The sequence below is a fragment of the Streptomyces sp. SPB162 genome (genome assembly GCF_029504575.1).
GTDB lineage: Bacteria > Actinomycetota > Actinomycetes > Streptomycetales > Streptomycetaceae > Actinacidiphila.
The window spans coordinates 913,829-938,115 of record NZ_JAQFII010000001.1 but is presented as its reverse complement, the minus strand read 5'-3'; the positions used below and the strand labels follow the sequence as shown (position 1 = coordinate 938,115).

The window sequence follows — 24,287 nt, the reverse complement described above, 5'->3', positions numbered from 1 at the left end:
TTGCCGCGTCGCGGAGCCGCGACGTGGTGGTCGGTGGCGTGGCCGGCGCGTGGACGGCACGGCACCGTGTCGGCGTCCGGACCCGCACCCTGGGGAATGCGGGTTCGAGCCGAAACGGCCCGGTCCCTCCACGCGCCGTACGCCCCTCCCTGGGGCGGTCGTCTTCTCGACGGGAGCGCTTCTGCGCGACTCGCGGGCGACTCGAACGACCTTCCGGGAGCCGGTTGTTGCCGGGCCGGGTTGGCGCGTTCCTACATCACACCCTGGCGCGGGTGGCAGACCATCTGGCGCACCCTGGCGAAGCGTGGCGAATACTCGCGGGGCCTTTGTCGGGCGATTAGTGTCAACGGTGCCGAGGAACCTGGGGGCTTGACGTGAGCAAAGAAGCCAACACCCGACTTGCGGACCTGTTCGGCCTCACCGGCTGGTCCAAAGGCGAACTCGCACGGTTGGTCAACCGGCAGGCGGCGGCCATGGGCCATCCGCAGCTGGCGACCGACACCTCGCGGGTGCGCCGTTGGATCGAGACCGGTGAGTCGCCGCGCGAACCCGTTCCGAAGGTGCTGGCGGCTCTGTTCACCGAGCGGCTCGGCCGTGTCGTGACCATCGAGGATCTCGGGTTCGACCGGCACCGGCGCGCGGGGAAGAAGCAGACCGGAGACGGTCTGCCGTGGCCACCGGAGAGAACAGCCGCGGTCCTCACCGAATTCACGGGAATGGACCTCATGCTCAACCGACGCGGTCTGGTGGGCGCGGGCGCAGCGCTCACCGCTGGCTCAGCACTCAGCAGCGCCATGTACGACTGGCTGCACACCGACCCGGCCCTGGTGGCCGATGCCCCGGTCATCAACGATCCACTCCACGCCGACCCCGCCGCGTACGACCGGTACGAGGCGGCTCCGGTGGGCTCCCAGGAGATCGAGGCGCTCGAGCGCTCGGTCGAGGTCTTCCGCGCCTGGGACGCGGCCCGCGGCGGCGGGCTGCAGCGCAAGGCTGTGGTCGGCCAGCTCAACGAGGTGGGCGGCATGCTCGCCTACCACCACCAGGACCATCTGCAGCGCAGGCTGTGGGGCGTGGCCGCCAACCTGGCCGTGCTCGCCGGGTGGATGTCCCATGACGTGGGTCTGGAGCCCACGGCGCAAAAGTACTTCGTGATCGCCGCGCACGCGGCGCGGGAGGGAGGGGACCGGCCGCGGGCCGGCGAGGCACTGTCCCGGGCCGCCCGGCAGATGGTCCACATCGGCCGGCCGGACGACGCGCTCGATCTGATGAAGCTGGCGAAGTCGGGTTCGGGCGAGCAGGCCCTGCCGCGCACCCGCGCCATGCTGCAGACCATCGAGGCGTGGGCCCAGGCGTCGATGGGGCGCGGCCAGGCGATGCGGCGGACGCTGGGAGAGGCCGAGGACCTGTTCGCCTCGGACAAGGGCGACGTGCCGCCACCGAGTTGGATGCAGATGTTCGACGAGGCGGACCTGCACGGGATGCAGGCGCTGGCGTACCGCACGCTGGCCGAGCACGATCCGTCCGCCGCGGCCCAGGCGCAGAGGCACGCCAAGTACGCGCTGGAGCTGCGGGCGGCGGGCCGGGACCGGTCGAAGATCTTCGACTACATCTCGCTGGCCTCGGCCTGCTTCCTCGGCAACGACCCCGAGCAGGCCGACCGTTACGCGCGGATGGCACTGCTGACGATCGGCAGCACGTCCTCGCACCGGACGTGGGACCGGCTGCGGGAGATGTACCGGCTCACCGGGCGGTACGCGGACTGCACGACGATCCAGGACCTGAGGTCGGAGTTGGAGGCGGCGATGCCACCGCTTCCGAAGAACAGGAGCACCCGCCAGGTCTGACGACAGATCGGTCTCCTACCGATCCTCAACCGATCCTCGCGACGAGCACGCAGGCGTCGTCCTCACGCTCGGGGGCGCCGAACTCCTCGACGACCAGCCGTACGCAGTCCTGCGCGGTGCGGGCCCGGGCGAACAGCGGTGCCATCGCGAGCAGTCGGCGTGCGCCGTCCGTGGGCTCCGTCCCGGCCGGGAACGACGTCCGGCGGGGCACGAGTCCGTCGGTGTGCAGTACCAGCAGGTCGCCAGGTTTGAGGGGCTCGGCGGCCTGGGTGTACCGCGCGTCGGAGGTGGCCCCGAGGAGCACGCCCTCGGGCGGGTCCAGGGCGCGTCCGGTCCCGTCGCGGAAGAGCAGTGGGGCGGGATGGCCGGCCTGGGCCCAGCTCAGGGTGCGGTCGGCGGGGTTGTAGCGGCAGCACAGTGCGCTGCCGAGGGTGGGCTGGGCCGAGGTGTCCAGCAGGTGGTTCAGCCTGCCCAGCAACGGTCCGGGTTCCAGTCCCGCGACCGCCATGCCGCGCAGCGCGCCGAGCATCATCGCCATGCCGGACGTGGCGTTCACACCGTGTCCGGTGAGATCGCCGACGGTCAGCAGCGTCGCGCCGTCGGGAAGGAACAGTGCGTCGTACCAGTCGCCGCCGATCAGCGCGCTGGTACCGGAAGGGAGGTAGTGGGCGGCCAGGTCCAGGGTGACGGGGCCGCCTCCTTGCGGGAACCGCAGGGAGCCGCGCCACGGCGGGAGCACGGCTTCCTGCAGCTCGACCGCCAGCCGGTGCTCCGACCGCGCGAACTGCCGCTGGCGCTGGAGAGAGTCACGGGTCTCCCTCAGCGTCAGCTGGCTGCGACGCAGCTCACTGACGTCCCGCAGCACGGCCCACATCGAAGCGGTGCCGCCGTCAGCGTCGAGCACGGGCTCGCCCACCATGTGCAGCGTCCGGGTGGAACCGTCGGAGCGCACGATGCGGAACTCGCCGTCGATGGGCCTGCCGTCGACCAGGCAACCGGTGACCATCGAGGTGAGGGACGCCTGGTCCTCCTCGTAGAGCCAGGAGGGGAGCTCGTCCAGTGTCAGCGGCCCGTCGTCCGGGTCACGGCCGAAGATGCGGTACAGCTCGTCGGACCATTCCGCCTCGTCCGTCAGCAGGTCCCATTCGGCGCTGCCGGCCCGGCCGGGAGCGTGATCCGGGACACGGTCCGGCACCGGCGCGGACGGGACGTAGGAGCCGGCGAAGTCGCTCGGGACGAAGGGGTCCGCGGTGCCGTCGTCGTCGGCCAGACCCTCGCGGAGCTGTCCCAGGTGCTCGCCCAGATCGTCGAGCTGGTGCACCGCGAGATCGCACAGAGCGCGCTCCCAGCGGACCTGGGGGTCCCCGTCCGGGGTGGCGGCCTCACGGCGTACCGCGTCGACCTCGCTGCGCAGCCGGCGGGCTTTCGAGATCAGCGCGTCCACCGTGCCGGGGTCGGTCGGCTGTGCGGCGGAGCGGTCCGCGTGCAGGTGAGACGGCATGACGCTCTCCGAAGGTGACTCCGATACCGGATACCGGGCTGAGCGGCCAGGGCGGGACGGAAGGGCCGGTAACGACTGTGGCACACGGCGTGATGGGCCGTAAGGCTTTCTGCAATACCCGATCCGGTGGTGCTCCTGGCATATGCCACGAGCCTTCCGGAACGTCTGGCGGCCCGGAGCGACACGGGCGGCGAAACCTCGGTAGGCTGCGGCCCGCCCCGGCCCCACACATTCTCATCCGCCGCCAGGCTTGAAACGCCCGGCGGCCGGTAAGGATGCCGGGCACCCGCAGCGGAAATCCCGTTGCCTTGGAACCCCCCGCACCGGATGCTGACCTCATGTTCGACCCAGACATAGCGCCCAGTGGAACCCTTCTCGGCCTCCTCCAGCGAGGACGCGGAGACGGGACCCTGCATGCCCTGGCGGCGCAGCGGGCAGACGCCCTCGCCGCTCTGGAGCAGTGCGTCCTGCGTGACCCCCGCCTCGACTGGCGGGTGGAATCACGCTCCCTCTATTACGCGCGGCTGTACTCCGAACTGGAAGCCGGGCTCGACGGGATCGAACAGCACCTCTTCCATCCGGACGACCTCCTGGCCCCCGACGAGCACCGCTGCGGTCTCGCGCTGTCCGTCCTCGGCCACCTCGCCGGCTACGGGCGCGGTGACGCCCTGCGCCTGCTGCGGCGCTACGCGGCCACCGGCGGCAACTGGGAGTGGGCCCTGGACGAGCTGGCCGTCCGTGACGACGAACAGGGACTGCGCGACCTCGGTCCCGCCCTGCTCGCCCGTTTCCCGGAGACCGCCGAGGGCGATACCGAGCTGGCCGCGGCCGTGCGCGAGGCGTACGAGCCCAGGCCGTGGCAGTTGTGGGCCGAGGACTCCCGGCGCCCCGCGAGCGCCGCCCGGGTCCGCAAGGCACTGGAAGAGGTGTCGTTCAGCCGCTGGCAGCGCCAGCTGCGCCCGACGGGACCCACCCCCGGCTGGAGCGTCCGCGCCGTACTCGAATGGGCCGACGAGGGCCTCGTCCAGTACCCGGCCGTCGACCGCGATCAGCCCGCGGCCCGCTGCCTGGCGGCCGTCGCCGGGCCCGAGGACCGCCCCGAGCTCGTCGCCGCCGCCCAGGACGGCCGGCCCGCCGCCCGCGCCGCCGCGCTGCGCCACCTCGCGGACCGGCAGGACCCACAGGTCCTGGACCTCATCGAAGCCGCCGCGGCCGACCCCGTGGACCTCGTCGTCAGAGCCGCCCTCGAATCGTTCGAGCGGATGCGCGGCGGCGACGCCATGGACCGGGCCCGCGCCTGGTCCGAGCGCGAGGACGCGCTCGGCATCTCCGCCGCCCGCATGCTCGCCTGCCGAGGCGGCGACGAGGACGCCGGCCGGGTGCTGGCCGGACTGCGCCGGCTCGTCCAGAACGACGGCGCCGACGCCGAGGGCCTCGCCGTCCTCATCGAGGGCGCCGGCCGGCTCACGATCGACCGCGCGGCACCCGTGCTGCGCCACGTCTACCGCGAGACCTCCTCCTCCCAGCTGCGCGGGTACGCCGCCCAGGCACTGGCCGCCACCGACCCCGGCTTCGCCGCCGGCTTCGCGGTGGAGTGCCTGTGGGACTGCGAGGAGACGACGCGCGAACTCGCCGCGCATCAAGCCGCCACCGGAGACGTACGGGTCCTGGCCCAGCTGCGCCGGATGGCCGCCGATCCGGCCGAGGAGGCCGAGGTGCAGACCGCCGTGCGCGGCCGCCTCAGCTCGGGAGAGCCCGCCCGGTAGGGCAGGCCGGCGATGCCCCCGCCTCCTCGGCGGGGGCCGCCGCCCGAAGGGTCATCACGCGTTCCACGGCGGTACAGATCGTCGTGGCCCTGACAACGCTCGGTATGGCGACAACAGGGGTATGCGAGTCGCGATCGTCACCGAGTCCTTCCCTCCCGACCTCAACGGCGTCGCGCACTGCGCGCTGCGCACCGCGGAACACCTCGCCCGGCGCGGGCACGAGCCGCTGGTCGTCGCACCGGCCGTGCCGAACGCCCCACCGCCCGGCGACGACCCCTGCCCGGTCGTCCGCGTGCCCTCCCTGCCGCTGCCCCGCTACCCCCAGGTGCGCGTGGCCCTCCCGGGCCGGCGGACGACCGCCGCCATCGCCGCGCACCGCGCCGACATCGTCCACCTCGCCAGCCCGTTCGTCCTCGGGGTGCGGGGCATGGCGGCCGCCGGGCGGCTGCGGGTCCCCGCGGTCGCCGTCTACCAGACCGACCTCGCCGGCTACGCCCGCTCCTACCTGCCCGTCGGCGAGGCCGCCGCCTGGCGGCGCATCCGCGCCGTGCACGCGGCCGCGGCCCGCACCCTCGCGCCGTCCACCGCCTCCGTCCGGGAGCTGGAACGGCAGGGCGTCCCCCGGGTACACCTGTGGCCGAGGGGGGTCGACCCGGTGCGCTTCCGGCCGGAGCACCGCGACCCCGAGCTGCGCCGCACGCTCGCCCCGCGCAGCGAGCTGATCGTCGGCTACGTGGGCCGGCTCGCCCCCGAGAAGCAGGTCGGGCTGCTCGCCGGGGTCTGCGCGCTGCCCGGTGTGCGGGTGGTCGTCGTCGGTGACGGTCCCAGCGCCCCCGGGCTGCGGGCGGCGCTGCCGGGCGCGCTCTTCCTCGGTCCCAGGACCGGCCACGACCTGGCCCGGATCTTCGCCTCGCTCGACGTCTTCGCGCACACCGGCCCCTTCGAGACGTTCTGCCAGACGGTCCAGGAGGCGATGGCCAGCGGGGTGCCGGTGATCGCGCCCGCCGCCGGCGGCCCGCTCGACCTCGTCGCCCACGGACGCACCGGCCTGCTGGTGCCGCCGGGAGACGACGAGGCGCTGTGCGACGCGGTGCGGCTCCTGCAGCGCGCCCCCGCGCTGCGCGCGCGGTACGGGGCGGCAGGGCGTGCCGACGTCGCGGCGCGGACCTGGGAGGCGGTCGGTGACCAGCTGCTGGACCACTACGCGCAGGTGCTCGGCGCCCGGACGGTGGTCGCGGCATGAGCCGGCCGCTGCGGATCGTCCGCCTCGCGAACTTCGTCACCCCCGTCTCCGGCGGGCTGCGCACCGCCCTCCAGCACCTGGGCGAGGGCTATCTCGCGGCCGGCCACGAGCCGGTCCTCGTCATCCCCGGGGACATGTCTCCCGGATGCCCGGCGATCCGCGCCGAAACGACCGCGCAGGGGAGGGTCATCACCCTCCCCGGCACCGTCGTGCCGGGCACCGGCGGCTACCAGGTGCTCGCCCGCCGGCGTCCGGTCGAGACGCTGCTCGACGCGCTGGCCCCGGACCGGCTGGAGGTCTCCGACCGCACGACACTGCGCTGGACGGGGGAGTGGGCCCGCAAGAACCGGGTCCCGGCCGTCATGGTCTCCCATGAGAGCGCCGACGCCGTCCTGCGCACCTGGGGGGTGCCGTCGGCCGCCGCCCGCTCCGCCGCCGACCGGCTCAACCGCCGTACCGCGCACGCCTACTCGCGGGTCGTGTGCACGACCCCGTGGGCGGCCGCCGAGTTCGAACGCCTCGGGGCGCGCAACGTGGTGCGGGCTCCGCTCGGGGTGGACCTCGACCGGTTCCGCCCGGCACTCCGCGACGGGGCGCTGCGGGCGCGGTACGCGGACGGCGCGGCGGTGCTGCTCGTGATGTGCTCGCGGCTGTCCGCCGAGAAGCGGCCCGGGCGCGCGCTCGAGGCCCTCGCGGAACTCCGCCGGCGCGGAGTCGGGGCGGCGCTCGTCGTGGCCGGGGAGGGCCCGCTGCGCGGCCGCATGGAGGCGCGGGCCCGCGCCGCGGGACTCCCGGTCACCTTCCTCGGCCACGTCGCCGACCGCGACCGGCTGGCCGCCCTCCATGCCTGTGCCGACGTCGTCCTCGCCCCGGGGCCCGCCGAGACCTTCGGGCTGGCCGCCATCGAGGCGCTCGCCTGCGGCACGCCCGTCGTCGCCAGCGCCCTGTCCGCGCTCCCGGACCTGATCGGCCCGGCGGGCGCCTGCGCCACCGACGGCCGCGCGTTCGCGGCCGCCGTGCAGCGGCTGCTCGCCCGGCCGGAGTCCGCCCGCCGCGCCGCCGCCCGCCTCCGGGCCGAGCGGTACGGCTGGCCCGCCGCCGTCTCCGCGTTCCTCGCGGCCCACGACGCCCCCCTCGGTGCTCCGCACGTCCACACCGCGGCGGCCACGCCGTAACCGCCGGCCGCCGGAATACGGCTACCGCCGCCCGGACCCGCGCCCCCGAAGCGGGAGGAACCGTACGGGGGTGCCCGGGACGGCCTGCGCCGCCGCGGCGAGCCGCGCCTCGGGGACGACGCCGATGACGGGGTAGCCGCCGGTGACGGGGTGGTCGGCCAGGAAGATGACGGGGTGGCCGTCGGGAGGCACCTGGACGGCGCCCAGCACCATGCCCTCGCTGGGCAGTTCGCCGTCGAGTGCCCGCCGCAGTGCGGGGCCCTCGGTGCGCAGCCCGATGCGGTTGGAGGCGGCCGAGACGGTGTACGCGCCGGCCGCCAGCAGCCGCGGCGCCTCCTCGGTGAACCAGTCGTCGCGCGGGCCGAGCAGGACGGGCAGCACGAGTTCGGCCGGCGGGGCGGGCCACGGCATCGTGTCGGCGCCGAGGGACCGGCCGCGGGGCACGCCCAGCGGGAGCGTGTCGTGCTCCGCGAGCGGCGCCGGGCCGAGCCCCGAGAGCAGGTCCGCGGAGCGGCTGCCGAGCACCGGCTCGACGTCGATGCCGCCGGCGAGCGCCAGATAGCAGCGCAGCCCGCCCTCGGCGGCGCCGAGTTCCAGGACGGCGCCGGCCGGGACGCGCACCGCCGCGCCCCAGGGTGCGGGGGCGCCGTCGATCCGGACGGCGCAGGGGGCGCCGGTGACGGCCGCGACGACCGGACGGCCCGCCCGTACCGCGCAGCCGTTGACGGTCGTCTCCAGGGTCGCGGCCCCCTCCGGGTTGCCGACCAGCCGGTTGGCCCCGCGGTGCGCGGGTGGGTCGAGCGCACCGGAACGCGGCACGCCGAGGTGGGCGTGGCCCGGCCGCCCGAGGTCCTGCACGGTCGTCAGCGCGCCCGCCCGCACCACGCGCACCCATGCCCGCGTCATGCGGGGTCCGACAGGAAGCGCACCCGGGTGCCGGGGGTCAGCAGCGCCGCCGGCTCCCGGCGCGGGTCCCACAGGACGGCGTCGGTGGTGCCGATCAGCTGCCAGCCGCCGGGAGAGGAACGCGGGTAGACGCCCGCGTACGGTCCGGCCAGCGCCAGCGAACCGGCGGGGACCGCGGTCCGGGGAGTGGCGCGGCGCGGCAGGTGCCGGTGCTCGGGGAGCCCGGTCAAATACGCGAAACCGGGAGCGAAGCCGCAGAACGCCACCCGGAAGACGAGGCCGCCGACGATGTCCGGGACGTCTTCGGGCCGCACGTCCCACAGTTCGGCGACCTCCGCCAGATCGGGCCCGTCGTAGCGCACCGCGATCTCCGTCTCCGCCCCCGCTCCCCGCGTGAGCGGCGGAACGGTCCAGGCGGCCAGTTCCCTGGCCAGCGCGCGGGGGTCGTCCAGGCCGTCGAGCAGGATGGTGCGGGCCGCCGGGACGATCTCGCGCACGGCGGGCAGTGTCCCCGCCGCGCGCCGCCGCGACAGCTCGGCGTGGAACGCCCCGACCTCGCCGTCCGTGTCCAGCTCCACGAGCAGCGCGCGTTCCCCCACCGGGAGCGTCCTCATGCGAAGGCCCCCAACACGACACCCGCGTCCTGGAGTTCGCGCCGCACCCGCCGGGCGAGGTCCGCCGCGCCCGGCGTGTCGCCGTGCAGGCACAGCGACCGCGCGCCGGCGGCGATCCGCCGGCCGCCGGCCGCGACGACCTGGCCGTCGCGGGCGACCGCCAGGGCCTGGGCGACGACGGCGTCGCCGTCCAGGAGCACCGCGCCCGCCTCGCCGCGCGGCACGAGCGTGCCGCGCTCGGTGTAGGCCCGGTCGGCGAACGCCTCGGCGACCGCCGGCAGACCGGCCTTCCCGGCCGCGGCCAGCAACTCGGAGCCGGGCAGCCCGAGCACCGGCAGTCCGCCGTCCGGCCCCCCGGCCAGCAGGACGCCCGCCACCACGGCGGCGGCCTGCGCCGCGTCGCCCACCGTCCGGTTGTAGAGCGCGCCGTGCGGCTTGACGTACGCGACCCGTGAGCCGGCCGCCCGCGCGAAGACGTCCAGTGCCCCGATCTGGTAGGCGACTTCGGCCGCCAGCTCGTCCGGAGGCACGTCCATGGCGCGCCGCCCGAAGCCGGCCAGGTCCCGGTAGGAGACCTGGGCCCCGATCCGGACGCCCCGCTCGGCGGCGAGCGCGCAGACCCGCCGCATCGTGACCGGATCGCCCGCGTGGAAGCCGCACGCGACGTTGGCACTGGTGACGACGGACAGCAGCGCGTCGTCGTCGGTGAGGGTCCACCGGCCGAAGCCCTCGCCGAGATCCGCGTTGAGATCGATGACCATGACCGCCATGGTGCCACCGCGTCCGGCGCGGCGCCTGCGTCTTCGAAGGGGGGCGTCGGGTGCGGGCGATCCAAGGCGATCGGCCGCACCCGCCCCGGTACTTGAGGCACCGGGGTGGTCCAGGGCCGGCAACCGGAGGCGCCACCCAGCGGTGGCCGGGAGGCGGTTCGACGACCGCCCCGCGGGTGACTTGTGGCCGGGCGGGTGATCCGTGCCGTTTCGTTCGATGTCGGTGGCACCGCCTAATGTGTGGGTCGTGACCGTAACGACCACCCCGTACCCGACGACGGGCGCGCCCCGCCCCGCTCCGGGCCCGGCCGCCGACGAGGGCCTGGCCCGCCGCCTCAAGGCGCTCGCGTGCACCGCGCCGCTGCACGACCTGGACGTGCGCAAGGCGAACCTGGCCGGCGAGTACTCGGTGTACGCGATGGCGGAGGTGGCGCTGTCCGCCATCGACATGGTCACGCTCAACATGGACTTCGACACGGGCGCCGACCCCGAGCAGATAGTGACCAGGCTGCTGCCCCGGGTCGCCGCCCAGGCACCGCGCCGGCCCGTCGAGGAGCACGAGCGGGTCGCCCGCTGGGTCCTGGAGAACCTGGTCAACGTCGGCAGCGTGGACCGCGGCTTCCGCGCGGTCTACGGCACCTTCGGCGCCGACGGCGCGTACGTCCGCCGCGACTACGACTTCAAGCTGATCGAGGAGGTGCCGGGTCCCGGCGGCGGCGTGTACCTGCGCACCACCGACGAGGCGGTCAACGTCCTGGTCGGCGCGCTCGACACGGACGTCACCAGCGCGCAGATCGCCGCCGAGGTCAAGCTGGAGGTGCTGATCAGCCGGGGGCGGCTGGCAGACGCCCAGCTCGCCGCCGAGCAGGCCCGCTACCGCACCGTGCAGTACGCGGAGACACTGCGCCGCGCTCTGGAGGCGACCCGGCGCAACGTCCGGGCGGTGGACTGGCTGCGTGCCGTCCCTGACATGATCGCCGAGGCGCTCGACCACGTCGCCGACCGGTACCGGCACGAGAACGCGATCCTCACCAACATCCGCAAGGCGCGGGACGAGGCGGAGGACCCCGGGCACAAGCGGCGGGCCGCCGAGCTCGTCGACATCGTCAAGGACTGCATCCGCCGCCACACCCAGCTGCAGTCGCGGCTGCTGGAGGCCGGGCCGCTGTTCCGCGCGGAGCAGGACCGGCAGGCGTTCGCCTCGGCGCCCGCCCGCGCCGGGCTCGACCTGTACGGGCAGCTGGTCTCGCCCATCCTGCCGCTCCCCGTCGAGCAGGCGTCCCGGGTCACCGACGCCTTCTTCGCGCGCGGTACGGGCCTGCGCACCCCGCCTGCGGTGCGGGTCTGCGACCTCGTGGACATACTGCTCACCCCGCCCACCGAACGCGAGCACCTGGGCGCGGCGATGCCGGAACCGGACCTCGTGGCCACCCCCGCCGACAGCCGCTTCAGCGAGGAGCAGCTGGAGAGCGCGCTGGAACTGCTGGACCTGCCCGACGACGCGCCGCGCCGGCTGTCCGGGCTGCTCGCCGACGCCCGCCGCCGCGATCCGGAACTTCCCTACCTGGTGGCCCTGCTGGCGGTGCACGCCGCCAGCCCGCCGGTCGGCACCGCCTACCGGCAGGGCGAGCCGCGATTGCTCTTCTCCGTCGACGACGGCGAGGAGCTGACGGATCCGGAGTTCGGCGGCGCCGACCTGATCGTGGGCACCGCCCGGCTGGACACGGCCGGCATGGCCGCGGCGCGTTCCGAGATCGCATGACGGCCGCCACCCCCACCAGACCGCTCAGCGCCCCCGAGGAGATCCACCCGTGACCGAGTACCGAGACGCCGAGACCGCGCCGCCGGCCGCCCACGGCGACGCCGCGCCGGCCGCGCGCTCCGGCGCCCCGTCGCCCGTCACCGCGGCCGACGCGGCGGACGCCGCCCGGCTGGTCTCCTACGGGCTGCAGCCCAAGCTGCTCCCCGCCAGGGACGCGGAGTACGCGGAACTGATCCGCAGACACCGCGAGGAGCCCGCCTTCGCGCGCCTCGCGGACGCGGTGGCCGCCGGGCTCGGCCTGATCGTGCTGGAGGTGTCGCCGCGCGCCGGGATGGCCGTGGCGGCCGCCGAGGACTCGGTGTTCGCGGTTCGGATGGGCGAGTACTCGCGGCGGGCCGCCTCCGACGCCGCCGACCGCTTCCTGCACGGTCTGGCGCACCTGGCGACGGCGACGATGGCGTTCCCCCGCCCCGAGGACCTCGCCGACGACGGCTACATCGGCCGGATCACCGTCAACGGCGTCGACGGGTTCGTCCGCCAGGCCTGCCGCCGGCTGGAGGAGCGCGCCGCGGAGCAGGGCGAGAACACCGACCCGGCCAGCGACGCCCCCGGCCTGGAAGCGGCCTGGCGGGTGTGGACGCGCCGCACCTCCACCGGCGCCACCAAGGACGCCCGGCGGCTGTCCGGTTCCACCACCGGCATCGTCGGCAAGGCGGTCGCCTTCCTCGTCGACTCCGGCTTCCTGCAGCGCACCGGGGACGACGCGGGCGGCACGTTCCGCACCACCGCCCGGTACCAGCTGCAGGTCCGTGACATGGCGGGCAGCGCGGCCATGGCCGAACTCCTGGAGCTGGGCGTGGTCCCGGTGAGCGACGGTTCTGCGACCCTGCTGCCGCCCGACGACACGGGGGAGCTGGACCTCGTCGCCGAAGCCGGCCTGCCGTTCCACGAGAGCGGCGGCCACGGGGGCGACAGCCCCCGCGGCGAGAGCCGGCACAGCCGGGAAGACCAGCACAGCCACTCCTGAGCCGCCCCCACCCGCACGCCCACCCGCGCAGATGAACGAGAGTCCGCCGCCATGTACGAGCTGTCCCGGCTCCGCCTGTACTCCATCGGCCCCGCCGGTGCCCGGTACGCAGACACCGTCCTGGACCTGCGGGGGGTCGGCGCGCCCGTGCCGCAGCCCGCGCCCGCCCAGGCCGAGTTCTTCCAGGACGAGCCGACCGGCCCGCTGCGCCGTCCCGCCCCCGCGGGCGTCCTGTTCCTGGAGAACGGCGGCGGCAAGTCCGTCCTGCTCAAGCTGATCTTCTCGGTGATGCTGCCCGGCCACCGCAACACCCTCGGCGGGGCCAGCTCGGGCGTGCTGCGCAAGTTCCTGCTGGCCGACGACTGCGGCCATGTGGCGCTGGAGTGGCAGCACACCGTCACCGGCGAGCTGGTCGTCGTCGGCAAGGTCAGTGAGTGGCGCGGCCGCCAGGTGTCGTCCGACCCGCGCAAGTTCGCCGAGGCCTGGTACTCCTTCCGCCCCGGCCCCGGGCTCAGCCTGGACTCGCTGCCGGTCGCCGAGTCGACCGCCGTCCGGCCGCCCGCCGAGGGCGCCTCGGGCGCGACGGGCCGCCGCCGCACCATGAAGGGCTTCCGCGACGCCCTCACCGAGGCCGGCAAGTTCTACCCGCACCTGGAAGTGGCCTGGGAGGAGATCCACGATCGGTGGAACGAGCACCTGGGCGAGCTGGGCCTGGACCCGGAGCTCTTCCGCTACCAGCGGGAGATGAACGCCGACGAGGGCGAGGCGGCCGGGCTCTTCGCCGTCCGGCACGACTCCGACTTCGCCGACCTGCTGCTGCGCGCCGTCACCGACACCCGCGACACCGACGGTCTCGCGGACCTGGTCCACAGCTTCGCGGGCAAGCTCGGCCGCCGCGCGGAACTCACCGCGGAACGCGACTTCACCGCCGGCTCGCTGGAGCTGCTGGAGCGGATCGTCGAGCACGCCAGTGCCCGCGAGCTGGCGCGCGGCATCCACACCCAGTCCGAGCGCCGCACCCGCGCCCTGGCGCGCCGGCTGTCGGCGCGCGCCCGTGAGGAGCGCGGCCGCGGCGAGGAGCTCGCGCAGAACACCGAGCGGGCCGCGCGGGACGTCACGGACGCCGAGCGGGCCCGCGGCCGCAGCGCGCTGGTCGCCGCGGAACTCGCCTACCGGCACGCCTCGCTGGCACTCGCCGCGTCCGACAAGGGCGCGACGGGCCTGCGCCGCGAACTGAACGAGGCCCGCACCCTGCACGCCGCCTGGCAGGCGGCCGAGACGGTGCTGCGGCACCGCGCGGCCGGCGACCGGCTGGCGCGGGTCAGCGCGGCCATCCAGGAGGCCGAGCGCGACGCGGCCCCCGCGCTGGCCGCCCGCACGCTGGCCGCCGGTGACCTGGTCCGCGCGCTGCATGCGGCGGCGGACGGCGCCGACCGGCAGGCGGACCGGGAGGAGGAGCGCTCCGCGGCGCTCCAGGAGCAGTCCGTGGCCGCCCACCGGGACGCCACCGCCGCGGCCACCGAGGCGCAGCGGTCCCGCAGCGAGGCGGGACACCTCGGTCAGCGACTCGCCGAGGTGGCGCAGGAGACGGCCGAGGCGGTCAGCGCCGGCTGGCTCGACGACTCCGCCCCGGACGCCGACCCGGCCCGTGCCGCCCTGGAGGCCTCCGACGCCGAGCGCGCCGCGGCCGCGATCGCCGAGACCGCCCGGGAGACCGCCCGCCAGGCCGCGGAGCACGCCCGGGATGCCGCCGCGGCCGAGTCCCGGGTGGAGCTGGCCGCCGCCCGCGCCGCGGACGCCCTGGCGGCCGCCGAGGCCGCCCACTCCGCCGACTTCCGCGTCGCCGAGGCCCTCGCCGCCGAACCGCGGCTGTCGGAACTGCTGAGCCTGCCGGCGGCCGAGTCCGTCACCCGGGACGCCATCCCGGGTCCGCGCGGCCCGGCGTCCTCCCCAGGCGCCCCGCAGCGGCCCGAGGGCGGCTCCGCCGCACCGCGCCGGCCCGACGCCGGGCCGCTGGGCGCCCTGGAGCTGGACGCGTTCGCCGAACCGTTGCGCGAGCTGCTGGACGGCACCGTCGCGGCGGCCGAACGGCAGCTGTTCGACCTGCGGACCTCGGCCGCCGACGACGCGCGGATCCTCGCGGCGCTCGGCGACGGCGGCCTGCTGCCGCCGGGCCCCGACGTGCTGGCCACCGTGGAGTACCTGGGCGAGCACGGCATCCCGGCGCTGCCCGGCTGGCGCTACCTCGCGCAGGCCGTGGACCCGGCGGACCACACCGCGGTGCTGTCGGCGCGCCCGGAGCTGGTGGACGGCGTCGTCGTCACCGATCCTGAGACGTACCGCCGGGCCCGTGAGGTCCTGGCGCAGGCGGCGCTGCTGCCGCGCTCGACCGTGGCGGTGGGCACCGCGGCGGCCCTGCTCGCGCCGACCCCCTCGGACGGGCCCGGGTTCGACGTGTTCCTGGTACCGCCGAACCCGGCGATGCACGACGAACTGGCGGCCGACGGTGAACGCCGGGAGCTGCGGGCCCGGGCGAGCGCCCGGGAGGCCGATATCCGCGCGCTGGCCGCCCGGCTCGGCCACGACCGGACGCTGGCCGCGCGGCTCGCGTCCTGGCGGTCCGGCTGCCCGCAGGGTCAGCTGGGGCAGCTCGCGGCCGCCGTGGAGGCGGCGGTGGAGGCCGCCGCCGCGGCCCGCGCGGAACTGACCGAGGTGCGCGCCCTGCGCGCCGAAGCGGACGAGGTGTCGGCCGAGGCGGCCCGCGAGCGCGACGCGCGCCAGGACGCGGCGCAGCAGGCCAGGCGCCGCGCGGATCTGCTGGCCGGTCTCGCGCACCGGCTGCGCGAACGCGCCACCTGGCAGCGCAGGGCCCGCGAGCTGACCGAGGACGCGTCCGAGGCCGAGGCACGCGCCGAGGCCTGCCTCGCGCTGGCCCAGGCGGCCGACGAGGACCGCAGGGCCGCCCAGCGCGGCGCCGACGACGCCCGCCGCACCGCCCGGGTGCTGCGCGCCGAGCGGTCCGAGATCGCGGGCGCGCCCGACGAGCCCGCGCGGGACGCGGCGCCGCCCTCCGGCGAATCACTGCCCGCGCTGCGCGAGGCCTACCGCGCGGCCTCACAGCTGTACGAACAGGTCGGCGTCGGCGCGGACCTGCGCGCCGAACAGGCCCGGGCGGAGAGCACCGAGAGCTCGGCCCTCACCGAACTGGACCGGCTGAGCAACAAGGTCCGCACTCGCGCCGCCCAGCTCCTGGAGGGGTCCGACGGCGCCGACGGCCCGTCCCGGCAGGCCGCCGCGGCCCGCGCCGAGCAGCTCGTCCAGACCATCGAGGCCCGCGCCTCGGCGGCCAGCGAGCAGCTGGGCCGGCTGCGCGGCGAGGCCGAGCGGCTCGCCCCCGCCGCGGGGGAGTCGCACACCGAACTGCCCGCCGAACTGCTGCCGCGCGACGCCGGGCACGCCCAGGAACTGCTGCGCGGCGCCAACGGCGAACTCGCCGCGCGCACCGAGGCGCTGGACGAGGCCCGGGGCGCGCACGTGGACCTGGTGCGCTCGCACCGGGCCGCGGAGGACGCGGCGGGCGGCTTCGACGAACTGGCCGCGCTGCTGCGTGATCTGCTCAGGGACGGGTCGGCGGCCCACGAGGAGGCCGAGGCGGAGCCCGAGCCCTACGCGGGCACCCTGGAGGAGGCGCGTACGGTCTCCGCCGAGGTCCGCCGGAGCCTGCGCGCCTGCGCCACCGACCTCTCGGCGGCCGAGTCGCAGCTGCGCGAGGCGTCCGACATCCTGGTGCGGCACGCCAACGCCGCCCGGTTCGAGCAGGTCAGGACCCCGGCCAGGCAGCAGATCCGGGAACTGCCGGCGGCCGGACTGCCCGAGCACGCGGCGGCCTGGGCGGTGGCGTTCGCACCGCGGCTGCGCGTGCTGACCGACGAGATGGAGCAGTTGGAGCGCAACCGCGACAGCATCGTGGACCGGCTGCGCGGCCTCGTCGAGTCCTCGCTCGCCACGCTGCGCTCCGCCCAGCGGCTCTCCCGCCTCCCCGAGGGGCTGGGCGACTGGTCGGGGCAGGAGTTCCTGCGCATCCGCTTCGAGGACCCGGACCACGCGGCGCTCACCGAGCGCCTCGGCGAGGTCATCGACGAGGCGACGAGCTCCGCCGTCCGTAAGAACTCCGACCTGCGGCGCGACGGGATGTCCCTGCTGCTGCGCGGCGTCGCGGCGGCGCTCCGGCCGAAGGGGATCGCGGTGGAGATCCTCAAGCCGGACGCCGTGCTGCGCGCCGAGCGCGTCCCGGTGGGTCAGATGGGCGACGTGTTCTCCGGCGGCCAGCTGCTCACCGCGGCGATCGCGCTGTACTGCACGATGGCGGCGCTGCGCAGCAACGACCGAGGGCGCGACCGGCACCGGCACGCGGGCACGCTCTTCCTGGACAACCCCATCGGGCGCGCCAACGCGACGTATCTGCTGGAGCTGCAGCGGGCGGTCGCCGACGCGCTGGGCGTCCAGCTGATCTACACCACCGGCCTGTTCGACACCACGGCGCTCGCCGAGTTCCCGCTGGTCGTCCGGTTGCGCAATGACGCGGACCTGCGCGCCGGACTGAAGTACATCACCGTCGAGGAGCACCTGCGGCCCGGTCTGCCCGTCCAGGACACCGGCAGTGAGACGGTGCACGGGGAGATCACCGCCACCCGGATGTTCCGCCGCCCGCCGGAGCAGCCGCGCCCGCAGCAGGAGCCGCGCCCGCAGCAGGAGGCGCGACCGGAGCCGCAGCCCCGGTAGCCGTGCTTCAGGCCCGCGACAGCGACTGCGGTATGTGCCCGCGCGGCTTCGGCCTCGCCGCGGTCCGCTCCCGGCGCCGTGCTCTGCGCCGTTCCCGGCGCAGAGCACGCGCGGCGCTGCTCGGGCTGGAGACCACGCCGTTGCGCTGGTTCCACACCTGCCGGGTCACCCACACGTCCAACACGGCCCAGGTCGCCACGATCACGCTGACCACGGTGAAGATCATGGCCGGCGCGGAGAGCCAGGAGCCGCCGAAGGTCAGCAGCGTGGTGATCACCGCTTCGATCAGCGTCAAGGACGCGATCAGCGAGGCACGGACGGCGGCGGCCCGGACCGGATCAGCCATCCGCGGGGTCCCGACGGGATCTTCGACCCACAGGGAAAGGGGTTCTGTGTCCATAGAAGGTGACTGCCCCCGAATCGACCTCGACATTCCGCAGTACCTTTCCAGCCACGTAGCACAAAGGTGCATCGCGCCCGAACCGGGGTGACCCGAACCTCGGTGTCATCCGTGTTGCCCGGATTAAACCCGAAAACGAGCCATCGTCAAATCTGGCCGACGCACTCCAGCCACCGGACTGGCTTTCGAGATACCTGTGAGGCAGTAGTAGGCTCGCGCAGATTCCATGCGATCGAACACCCCCCGAACGGGGCTGACGTTGGGGAGGCCATGCGCTTTCGCGGTACGACGATCCGCCGGAAGATCGTGGCGCTGCTGCTGATCCCGCTGGTGTCGCTCACGGCCATCTGGGCGTTCGCCGCCACGCTCACCGGCCGCGAGGTCTGGGGTCTGCTGGACATCGAGCGCGTCGTCAACAACGTCGGCTACCCGACCGAGGACGCGGTCCAGGCCCTGCAACAGGAGCGGCGCGCCGCCATCCTGTATCTGGCCGATCCCCGCCGGTCGGACTTCAAGGCCGGGCTGGCCAAGCAGGAACAGGCCACCGACCAGGTTTTCGCCAAGTTGCGCGCCAACGCGTCCGACGCGGACGTCAGGGACGACCTCAGCGGCGACGCCAAGCTCCGACTGGACGCGGTGACACGCGGGTTCGAGGACCTCAGCGCACTGCGCGCCCGGGTCGACGGCCAGACGATCACGCGCAACGAGGCACTCGACGCCTACAACGAGATGGTCGACCCCTGCTACGACTTCCTCGACGCGCTCAACCCGCTGAACAACGTGGAGATCGACAAGCAGGGCCGCGCCCTCATCATCATCACCCGGGCCCGCGAAGCGATCAGCCGCGAGGACGCCCTGATGGCCGCGACGATCACCACCGGCCGGATGAGCCCGCAGGAGATGCGCTCCTTCACGTTCGCCGTCGCCGAGCAGCGGGACTACTTCGAGGACAACGTCAAGCTCCTACCCGAGAACGAACGGTCGCTCTACGAGGAGTTCTGGCGGGGCGCCAACGGCAAGGCGCTGCTCGCCGCGGAGGACTCCGTCATGGCCGCGGGCGCCGCCGCGGCGCCGCGGGCCGCCGACCAGGCTTCCTGGCTCGACACCGCGACCACCGCGCTGGGCGAGCTCGACCGGCTGAACACCCAGGCGGGCGACCTGCACAAGAAGCGTGCCGAGCCCTACGCCCTCAAGCTGCTGATCATGGCGGCGATCGCGGGCGGTGCCGGCCTGCTCGCCGTCATCGCCTCGCTCTTCGTCTCGGTGCGCATCGGCCGCAGCCTGATCCGCGACCTGTCCGGGCTGCGCAAGGAGGCCCAGGAGGTCTCCGGCACCCGGCTGCCCCGCGTCATGCGCCGCCTCGCGGCCGGCGAGAAGGTCGACGTCGAGACCGAGGTGCCGCGGCTGGAGTACAGCGACGACGAGGTCGGGCAGGTGGGCAAGGCCCTCAACACCCTGCAGCGCGCCGCCGTCGAGGCAGCCGTCCGCCAGTCCGACATGCGGCGCGGCGTCTCCGACGTCTTCGTCAACCTCGCCCGCCGCAGCCAGGTCCTGCTGCACCGCCAGCTCACCCTGCTGGACGCGATGGAGCGGCGCACCGAGGACACCGAGGAACTCGCCGACCTCTTCCGGCTCGACCACATGACGACCCGCATGCGGCGGCACGCCGAGGGCCTGGTGATCCTCTCCGGCGCCGCGCCCTCCCGGCAGTGGCGCAAGCCCATCCAGCTCATGGACGTGGTGCGCGCGGCGGTCGCCGAGGTCGAGGACTACGAGCGCATCGAGGTCCGCCGACTGCCCCGACTGGCGGTGGCCGGCTCGGCCGTCGCCGACGTGACGCACCTGGTCGCCGAACTCATCGAGAACGCCGCCGTCTTCTCGCCTCCGCACACCGCGGTCCGGGTGCACGGCGAGCACGTCGCCAACGGCTTCGTCCTGGAGATCGACGACCGCGGTCTCGGCCTCACCCCGGACGCGCTGCTGGAGGCGAACCTGCGCCTCGCCGAGACCCCCGAGTTCGAGCTGTCCGACACCGACCGGCTCGGCCTCTTCGTCGTCAGCCGGCTCGCCCAGCGGCACGGCATCCGGGTCTCCCTGCGCCTGTCGCCGTACGGGGGCACCACGGCGGTCGTCCTCATCCCGGCGACGCTGCTCACCGAAGCCGGTGAGGACACCGGAGCGACCCGCCTGGGCGGGATCCTCGGGGCGGAGGAGATCGACATGGACTCGGCGGGAACCGAACTCTCCTTCCGGCAGTGGGGACTGGAGACCGCGCGGAGCGACGACAGCAGGGAGCACGTGCAGGTACCGGACGTGGCCCCCGACGCCGCCGGTCCCGGCCCCGACGGTGGTGAGGGCGACCCGCTGCCGCTGCCGCGGCGCCGCCGTACCGCTCCGGTCCTGGTTTCGGACCGCGGCCGCCCGGTCGCCCCGCCGACCATCCCGGCGGCCCGCTCCGCGGAGCCGTCCGGCCCCTCCGGCCCGCCCGCCCCGCCCGGCCCCCCGGCCCCGACGGCGGCGCTGCTGCCGAAGCGGGTTCCGGCAGGCCAACCTCGCCCCGCAGCTGCGCGTCGAATCGGCGTCGCAGGACACCGGTGCCGCGGCGCGGCCCGGCGCCGAGGCACCGCGCGAACGCACCGCCGACGAGGTGCGGGACCGGATGGCCGCGCTGCAGCGCGGCTGGCAGCGCGGACGTGAACACGACCTCGCAGAGGGCCCCGTCGGCCCGGACGGTCCGGACGACGAACACACAGCACCGAGAACGACTCCTGAGGGGAACGGTCGATGACCGCACCATCGAGCCCGACACGTGAGCTGAGCTGGCTCCTTGACGACCTGGTCACCCGTGTGGCCAGCATCCGCAAGGCACTGGTGCTCTCCGGCGACGGCCTGGCGATCGGCGCTTCGGACGGACTGACCCGCGAGGACTCCGAACACCTCGCCGCCGTCGCCTCCGGCTTCCACAGCCTGGCCAAGGGTGTCGGCCGGCACTTCGACGCGGGTGGGGTCCGGCAGACCATGGTGGAGCTGGACGAAGCCTTCCTGTTCGTGACCGCGGCCGGTGACGGTAGCTGTCTCGCCGTACTGACCGACGCCGACTCCGACGTCGGGCAGGTGGCGTACGAGATGGCGCTGCTGGTCAAGCGGGTCGGCGCCCACCTGGGCACCGCCCCCCGCACCGACAGTGGCGCGGCGCTCAGCGGCTGACGGCATGACCTGAGGACGGGGTACGGGGTGACATGACTTCAGAAAAGGACCGATGGTACGACGACGCCGCCGGCCCGGTGGTGCGTCCGTACGCGATGACACGTGGCCGCACCAGCCACGCCGCCGAAGGCCGACTCGACCTCATCGCCCTGGTGATGACCGAGCCGGACGGTGAGGACGGCGCGGCCGAGGGCGACCACACCCTGTCGCCCGAGCACCTCGACATCATCGAACGCTGCCAGCTGATGGCGACCTCGGTCGCCGAGCTGGCGGCCGACCTCGATCTGCCGGTGGGCGTGGTGCGCGTGCTCGTCGGCGACCTGCTGGACGCGGAACTCGTCCACGTCAGCATGCCTGTTCCGCCGGCCGAACTGGTGGACGAGAGCATTCTTCGAGAGGTGATCAATGGGCTTCGGGCGCTCTGACCGACGCCGTAGGTCCGCCCCCGATCCGGTAGCGCTCAAGCTGCTGGTCGCGGGCGGTTTCGGGGTCGGCAAAACGACTCTGGTGGGCGCGGTCAGCGAGATCAGGCCGCTGCGCACCGAGGAGCCGCTGAGCGAGGCGGGCCGGCCGGTCGACGACATCCACGGTGTCGAGGCGAAGACCACGACCACCGTCGCCATGGACTTCGGGCGGATCACGCTCCGCGAGGACCTGGTGCTGTACCTGTTCGGCACGCCCGGCCAGGACCGCTTCTGGTTCCTGTGGGACGAGCTGGCGCAGGGCGCGCTGGGCGCGGTCGTGCTGGCCGACACCCGTCGCCTGGAGGACTGCTTCGCCGCCGTCGACTACTTCGAGCGGCGCGGCATCCCATTCACCGTGGCCGTGAACGTCTTCGACGGCGCGACCCAGCACGCGGCGGAGACGGTCCGCGACGCGCTGGACCTCGACCCGCACGTGCCGGTCGTGATGTGCGACGCGCGGGACCGGGCCTCCGCCAAGCAGGTGCTGATCACCGTGGTCGAGCATGCCGCGAAGGTGGCGGCGGACCGCAGGGAGCCCGCCGCCACCTGACGCTCAGGGCCGGCCGTCCTCCTCGTCCTGCCAGCCGAAGCTGCGCTCGACCGCCTTCTTCCAGCGCCGGTACTCGCGCTCCCGGGTCGGCTCGTCCATACCCGGGGTCCACTCGGTATCGCGCTTCCAGTGCGCCCTGAGGGTGTCCAGGTCCGACCAGACGCCCGTGGCCAGGCCCGCCGCGTAGGCGGCGCCCAGGCAGGTCGTCTCGGCGACCACCGGCCGGATCACCGGCACCCCCAGGACGTCCGCCTGATGCTGCATCAACAGATTGTTGACGGTCATGCCGCCGTCCACCCGCAGTGAGGTGATCCGCACCCCGGAGTCCTGGTACATCGCGTCGACGACCTCGCGGGTCTGCCAGCTGGTCGCCTCCAGCACCGCCCGCGCCAGGTGTGCCTTGGTGACGTAGCGGGTCAGGCCGGTGATCACCCCCCGGGCGTCGGAGCGCCAGTACGGGGCGAACAGGCCGGAGAAGGCGGGCACGACGTAGGCGCCCCCGTTGTCCTCGACGCTCGCGGCCAGCGGTTCGATCTCGTCGGCGGAGCGGATGATGCCGAGCTGGTCGCGGAACCACTGGACCAGTGCGCCGGTGATCGCGATCGAGCCCTCCAGACAGTAGACCGGCGCCTGCCCGCCGAGCTGGTAGCCCACGGTGGTGATCAGGCCGTTCTTGGAGGGCACCGGCCGGGTGCCGGTGTTGAGCAGCAGGAAACTGCCGGTGCCGTAGGTGTTCTTGGCCTCGCCGGGCTCGTAGCAGGTCTGCCCGAAGATCGCCGATTGCTGGTCGCCGAGCGCCGCCGCCACCGGAACGCCGGCCAACTGGCCGACGGCGGTGCCGTAGATCTCGGAGGAGGCCCGGATCTCCGGCAGGATCGCCTCGGGGAGGTTCATCGCGGCGAGCACCGACGGGTCCCACTGCAGCGTTTCCAGGTTCATCAGCAGGGTGCGCGAGGCGTTGGTGACGTCGGTGACGTGGACCCCGCCGTCGACGCCGCCGGTCAGATTCCAGATCAGCCAGGAGTCGATGGTGCCGAAGGCGATCTCGCCGTTCTCGGCGCGGCGCCGCAGGCCCGGCACGTTGTCCAGCAGCCAGGCCGCCTTCGGCCCGGAGAAGTAGCTGGCCAGCGGCAGGCCGGTCAGCTCGCGGAAGCGGTCCTGGCCGTCCTGGCCGCCGAGTTCCTCGCAGAGCGCGGCGGTGCGGGTGTCCTGCCAGACGATCGCGTTGTGCACGGGCCGGCCGGTGGCCCGGTCCCACAGCACGGTGGTCTCCCGCTGGTTGGTGATCCCCAGCGCGGTGAGGTGTTCGGCGCGCAGCCCGGCCTTGGCGAGCGCGCCCGCCACCACCGCCTGCACCTTGGACCAGATCTCGGTGGCGTCGTGCTCCACCCAGCCGGGCCGGGGGAAGATCTGGCGGTGCTCGCGCTGGTCGACGGCGACGATGGAGCCGTGGGTGTCGAAGATGATGCACCGGCTGGAGGTCGTGCCCTGGTCGATGGCGGCTACGTACAGATGGGACTCGTCGCTCATAAGGCATCCTTAGAACGCGGCGTTGTAGAGGGCTCCCGCGAGCGCGCCGCCGATCAGCGGACCGGCGACCGGCACCCAGGCGTAACCCCAGTCGGACGTGCCCTTGTTGGGGATGGGCAGCAGTGCGTGGACGATGCGCGGGCCCAGGTCGCGGGCGGGGTTGATGGCGTAGCCGGTCGGCCCGCCCAGGGACAGGCCGATCCCGACGACCAGCAGGGCGACGAGCAGCGTGGTGGTGCCCGACTCGCCCAGCCCCTTGTTGCCGGGGAGGGCGAGCACCGGCAGCACGAGCCCCATGGTGGCGATGGCCTCGGTGACGAGGTTCTGCCAGGGGACGCGGATCTCCGGGACGGTCGAGAAGATCCCGAGGGTGCCCAGCGGCTCCTCGTCCTGGCCGTCGTTGGCGGCGAACTGGCCGTAGTAGACCAGCCAGGCCAGGGTCGCGCCGATGACCGCGCCGATCAGCTGACCGCCGATGTAGTACGGCGTCTGGTCCCAGTCACCGGTGTCGATGGCGATGCCGAGCGTGACGGCCGGGTTGAGATGGCCGCCGGAGAGCGGCCCGGCCGTGTAGGCCCCGGCGAGGACGCCGAAGCCCCAGCCGAAGGCGATGACGATCCACCCTGACGCCCTGGCCTTGGAGTGCTTGAGGGTGACGGCGGCGCACACTCCCGCCCCGAAGAGGATCAGTATCGCGGTTCCGATGATCTCGCCTATGAAGACGTCCCCGTTGGAATGCATGG

General features: G+C 74.3%; 16 protein-coding genes and 2 pseudogenes. 11 read left to right on the top strand and 7 right to left on the bottom strand.

All coding sequences use genetic code 11. The features are described from left to right. Positions 1 to 374 precede the first annotated feature (374 nt). Complete coding sequence (locus M2266_RS04280; RefSeq protein ID WP_277436902.1) at positions 375 to 1,847, top strand: hypothetical protein; 1,473 nt, start codon at positions 375 to 377, stop codon at positions 1,845 to 1,847. A 25-nt stretch (positions 1,848 to 1,872) separates the two neighbouring features. Here M2266_RS04280 and M2266_RS04275 read toward each other — a convergent pair whose 3' ends face one another. Beyond that, positions 1,873 to 3,348, bottom strand: coding sequence for a SpoIIE family protein phosphatase (locus M2266_RS04275; RefSeq protein WP_277436901.1), 1,476 nt, complete (start codon positions 3,346 to 3,348; stop codon positions 1,873 to 1,875). A gap of 338 nt (positions 3,349 to 3,686) precedes the next feature. Here M2266_RS04275 and M2266_RS04270 point away from each other — a divergent pair, with 338 nt between their 5' ends. The 3 genes from M2266_RS04270 to M2266_RS04260 all read left to right on the top strand — a co-directional run bounded on the left by M2266_RS04270 (position 3,687) and on the right by M2266_RS04260 (position 7,532). Then, on the top strand, positions 3,687 to 5,114 hold the full coding sequence (locus tag M2266_RS04270) for a HEAT repeat domain-containing protein (protein WP_277436900.1): 1,428 nt from the start codon (positions 3,687 to 3,689) through the stop codon (positions 5,112 to 5,114). A 121-nt stretch (positions 5,115 to 5,235) separates the two neighbouring features. Continuing rightward, positions 5,236 to 6,357, top strand: a complete 1,122-nt coding sequence (locus M2266_RS04265; RefSeq protein WP_277436899.1) for a glycosyltransferase family 1 protein — start codon at positions 5,236 to 5,238, stop codon at positions 6,355 to 6,357. Beyond that, positions 6,354 to 7,532 carry a glycosyltransferase gene (locus M2266_RS04260; RefSeq protein ID WP_277436898.1) on the top strand — a complete coding sequence of 393 codons (1,179 nt, stop codon included), beginning with the start codon at positions 6,354 to 6,356 and terminating at the stop codon, positions 7,530 to 7,532. Before M2266_RS04265 ends, M2266_RS04260 begins: the two co-directional genes overlap by 4 nt. A gap of 21 nt (positions 7,533 to 7,553) precedes the next feature. Here the strand turns inward: M2266_RS04260 and M2266_RS04255 are convergent, their stop codons facing one another. Genes M2266_RS04255 through M2266_RS04245 form a run of 3 tightly spaced genes read right to left on the bottom strand, consistent with a single transcriptional unit; the run spans position 7,554 to position 9,822 of the window. Further along, on the bottom strand, positions 7,554 to 8,438 hold the full coding sequence (locus M2266_RS04255; protein WP_277436897.1) for a biotin-dependent carboxyltransferase family protein: 885 nt from the start codon (positions 8,436 to 8,438) through the stop codon (positions 7,554 to 7,556). Next, positions 8,435 to 9,052 carry an allophanate hydrolase subunit 1 gene (locus M2266_RS04250; protein WP_277436896.1) on the bottom strand — a complete coding sequence of 206 codons (618 nt, stop codon included), beginning with the start codon at positions 9,050 to 9,052 and terminating at the stop codon, positions 8,435 to 8,437. The genes M2266_RS04255 and M2266_RS04250 overlap by 4 nt, the downstream gene beginning before the upstream one ends. Continuing rightward, a complete protein-coding gene (locus M2266_RS04245) occupies positions 9,049 to 9,822 on the bottom strand; it encodes a 5-oxoprolinase subunit PxpA (RefSeq protein ID WP_277436895.1) in 774 nt (257 codons plus the stop codon). Before M2266_RS04245 ends, M2266_RS04250 begins: the two co-directional genes overlap by 4 nt. 247 nt (positions 9,823 to 10,069) lie before the next feature. On the opposite strand from M2266_RS04245, the gene M2266_RS04240 reads away from it, so the two are divergent. From M2266_RS04240 to M2266_RS04230, 3 genes and pseudogenes are all read left to right on the top strand, one after another. Next, positions 10,070 to 11,584: a hypothetical protein gene (locus M2266_RS04240; protein ID WP_277436894.1), complete on the top strand. Its 1,515-nt coding sequence runs from the start codon at positions 10,070 to 10,072 to the stop codon at positions 11,582 to 11,584. 49 nt (positions 11,585 to 11,633) lie between these two features. After that, positions 11,634 to 12,533, top strand: a pseudogene (locus M2266_RS04235) (hypothetical protein); the annotation flags it as partial. Positions 12,534 to 12,662: 129 nt separating this feature from the next. Beyond that, positions 12,663 to 17,393 (top strand): hypothetical protein, encoded by a 4,731-nt coding sequence (locus tag M2266_RS04230; RefSeq protein WP_277436893.1) that lies wholly within the window; start codon positions 12,663 to 12,665, stop codon positions 17,391 to 17,393. Positions 17,394 to 17,400: 7 nt separating this feature from the next. Here M2266_RS04230 and M2266_RS04225 read toward each other — a convergent pair whose 3' ends face one another. Further along, positions 17,401 to 17,739 carry a hypothetical protein gene (locus tag M2266_RS04225; RefSeq protein WP_346780866.1) on the bottom strand — a complete coding sequence of 113 codons (339 nt, stop codon included), beginning with the start codon at positions 17,737 to 17,739 and terminating at the stop codon, positions 17,401 to 17,403. A 324-nt stretch (positions 17,740 to 18,063) separates the two neighbouring features. On the opposite strand from M2266_RS04225, the pseudogene M2266_RS04220 reads away from it, so the two are divergent. The 4 genes and pseudogenes from M2266_RS04220 (at position 18,064) to M2266_RS04205 (ending at position 22,014) form a co-directional block, all read left to right on the top strand. After that, positions 18,064 to 20,581: pseudogene (locus tag M2266_RS04220) on the top strand (nitrate- and nitrite sensing domain-containing protein). Then, the gene (locus tag M2266_RS04215) at positions 20,578 to 21,000 is read left to right on the top strand and encodes a roadblock/LC7 domain-containing protein (protein WP_250974712.1); all 423 of its coding nucleotides are present in this window, start codon (positions 20,578 to 20,580) and stop codon (positions 20,998 to 21,000) included. Before M2266_RS04220 ends, M2266_RS04215 begins: the two are co-directional and overlap by 4 nt. A 32-nt stretch (positions 21,001 to 21,032) precedes the next feature. Beyond that, positions 21,033 to 21,425, top strand: coding sequence for a DUF742 domain-containing protein (locus M2266_RS04210; RefSeq protein WP_277436891.1), 393 nt, complete (start codon positions 21,033 to 21,035; stop codon positions 21,423 to 21,425). Beyond that, positions 21,406 to 22,014 (top strand): ATP/GTP-binding protein, encoded by a 609-nt coding sequence (locus tag M2266_RS04205; protein WP_277436890.1) that lies wholly within the window; start codon positions 21,406 to 21,408, stop codon positions 22,012 to 22,014. Before M2266_RS04210 ends, M2266_RS04205 begins: the two co-directional genes overlap by 20 nt. Positions 22,015 to 22,017: 3 nt before the next feature. Here the strand turns inward: M2266_RS04205 and glpK are convergent, their stop codons facing one another. Beyond that, entirely contained in the window at positions 22,018 to 23,544 is a 1,527-nt protein-coding gene (glpK, locus tag M2266_RS04200) for a glycerol kinase GlpK (protein WP_277436889.1), read from the bottom strand. Positions 23,545 to 23,553: 9 nt separating this feature from the next. Beyond that, entirely contained in the window at positions 23,554 to 24,285 is a 732-nt protein-coding gene (locus tag M2266_RS04195; protein ID WP_277436888.1) for an MIP/aquaporin family protein, read from the bottom strand. Positions 24,286 to 24,287: the final 2 nt, after the last annotated feature.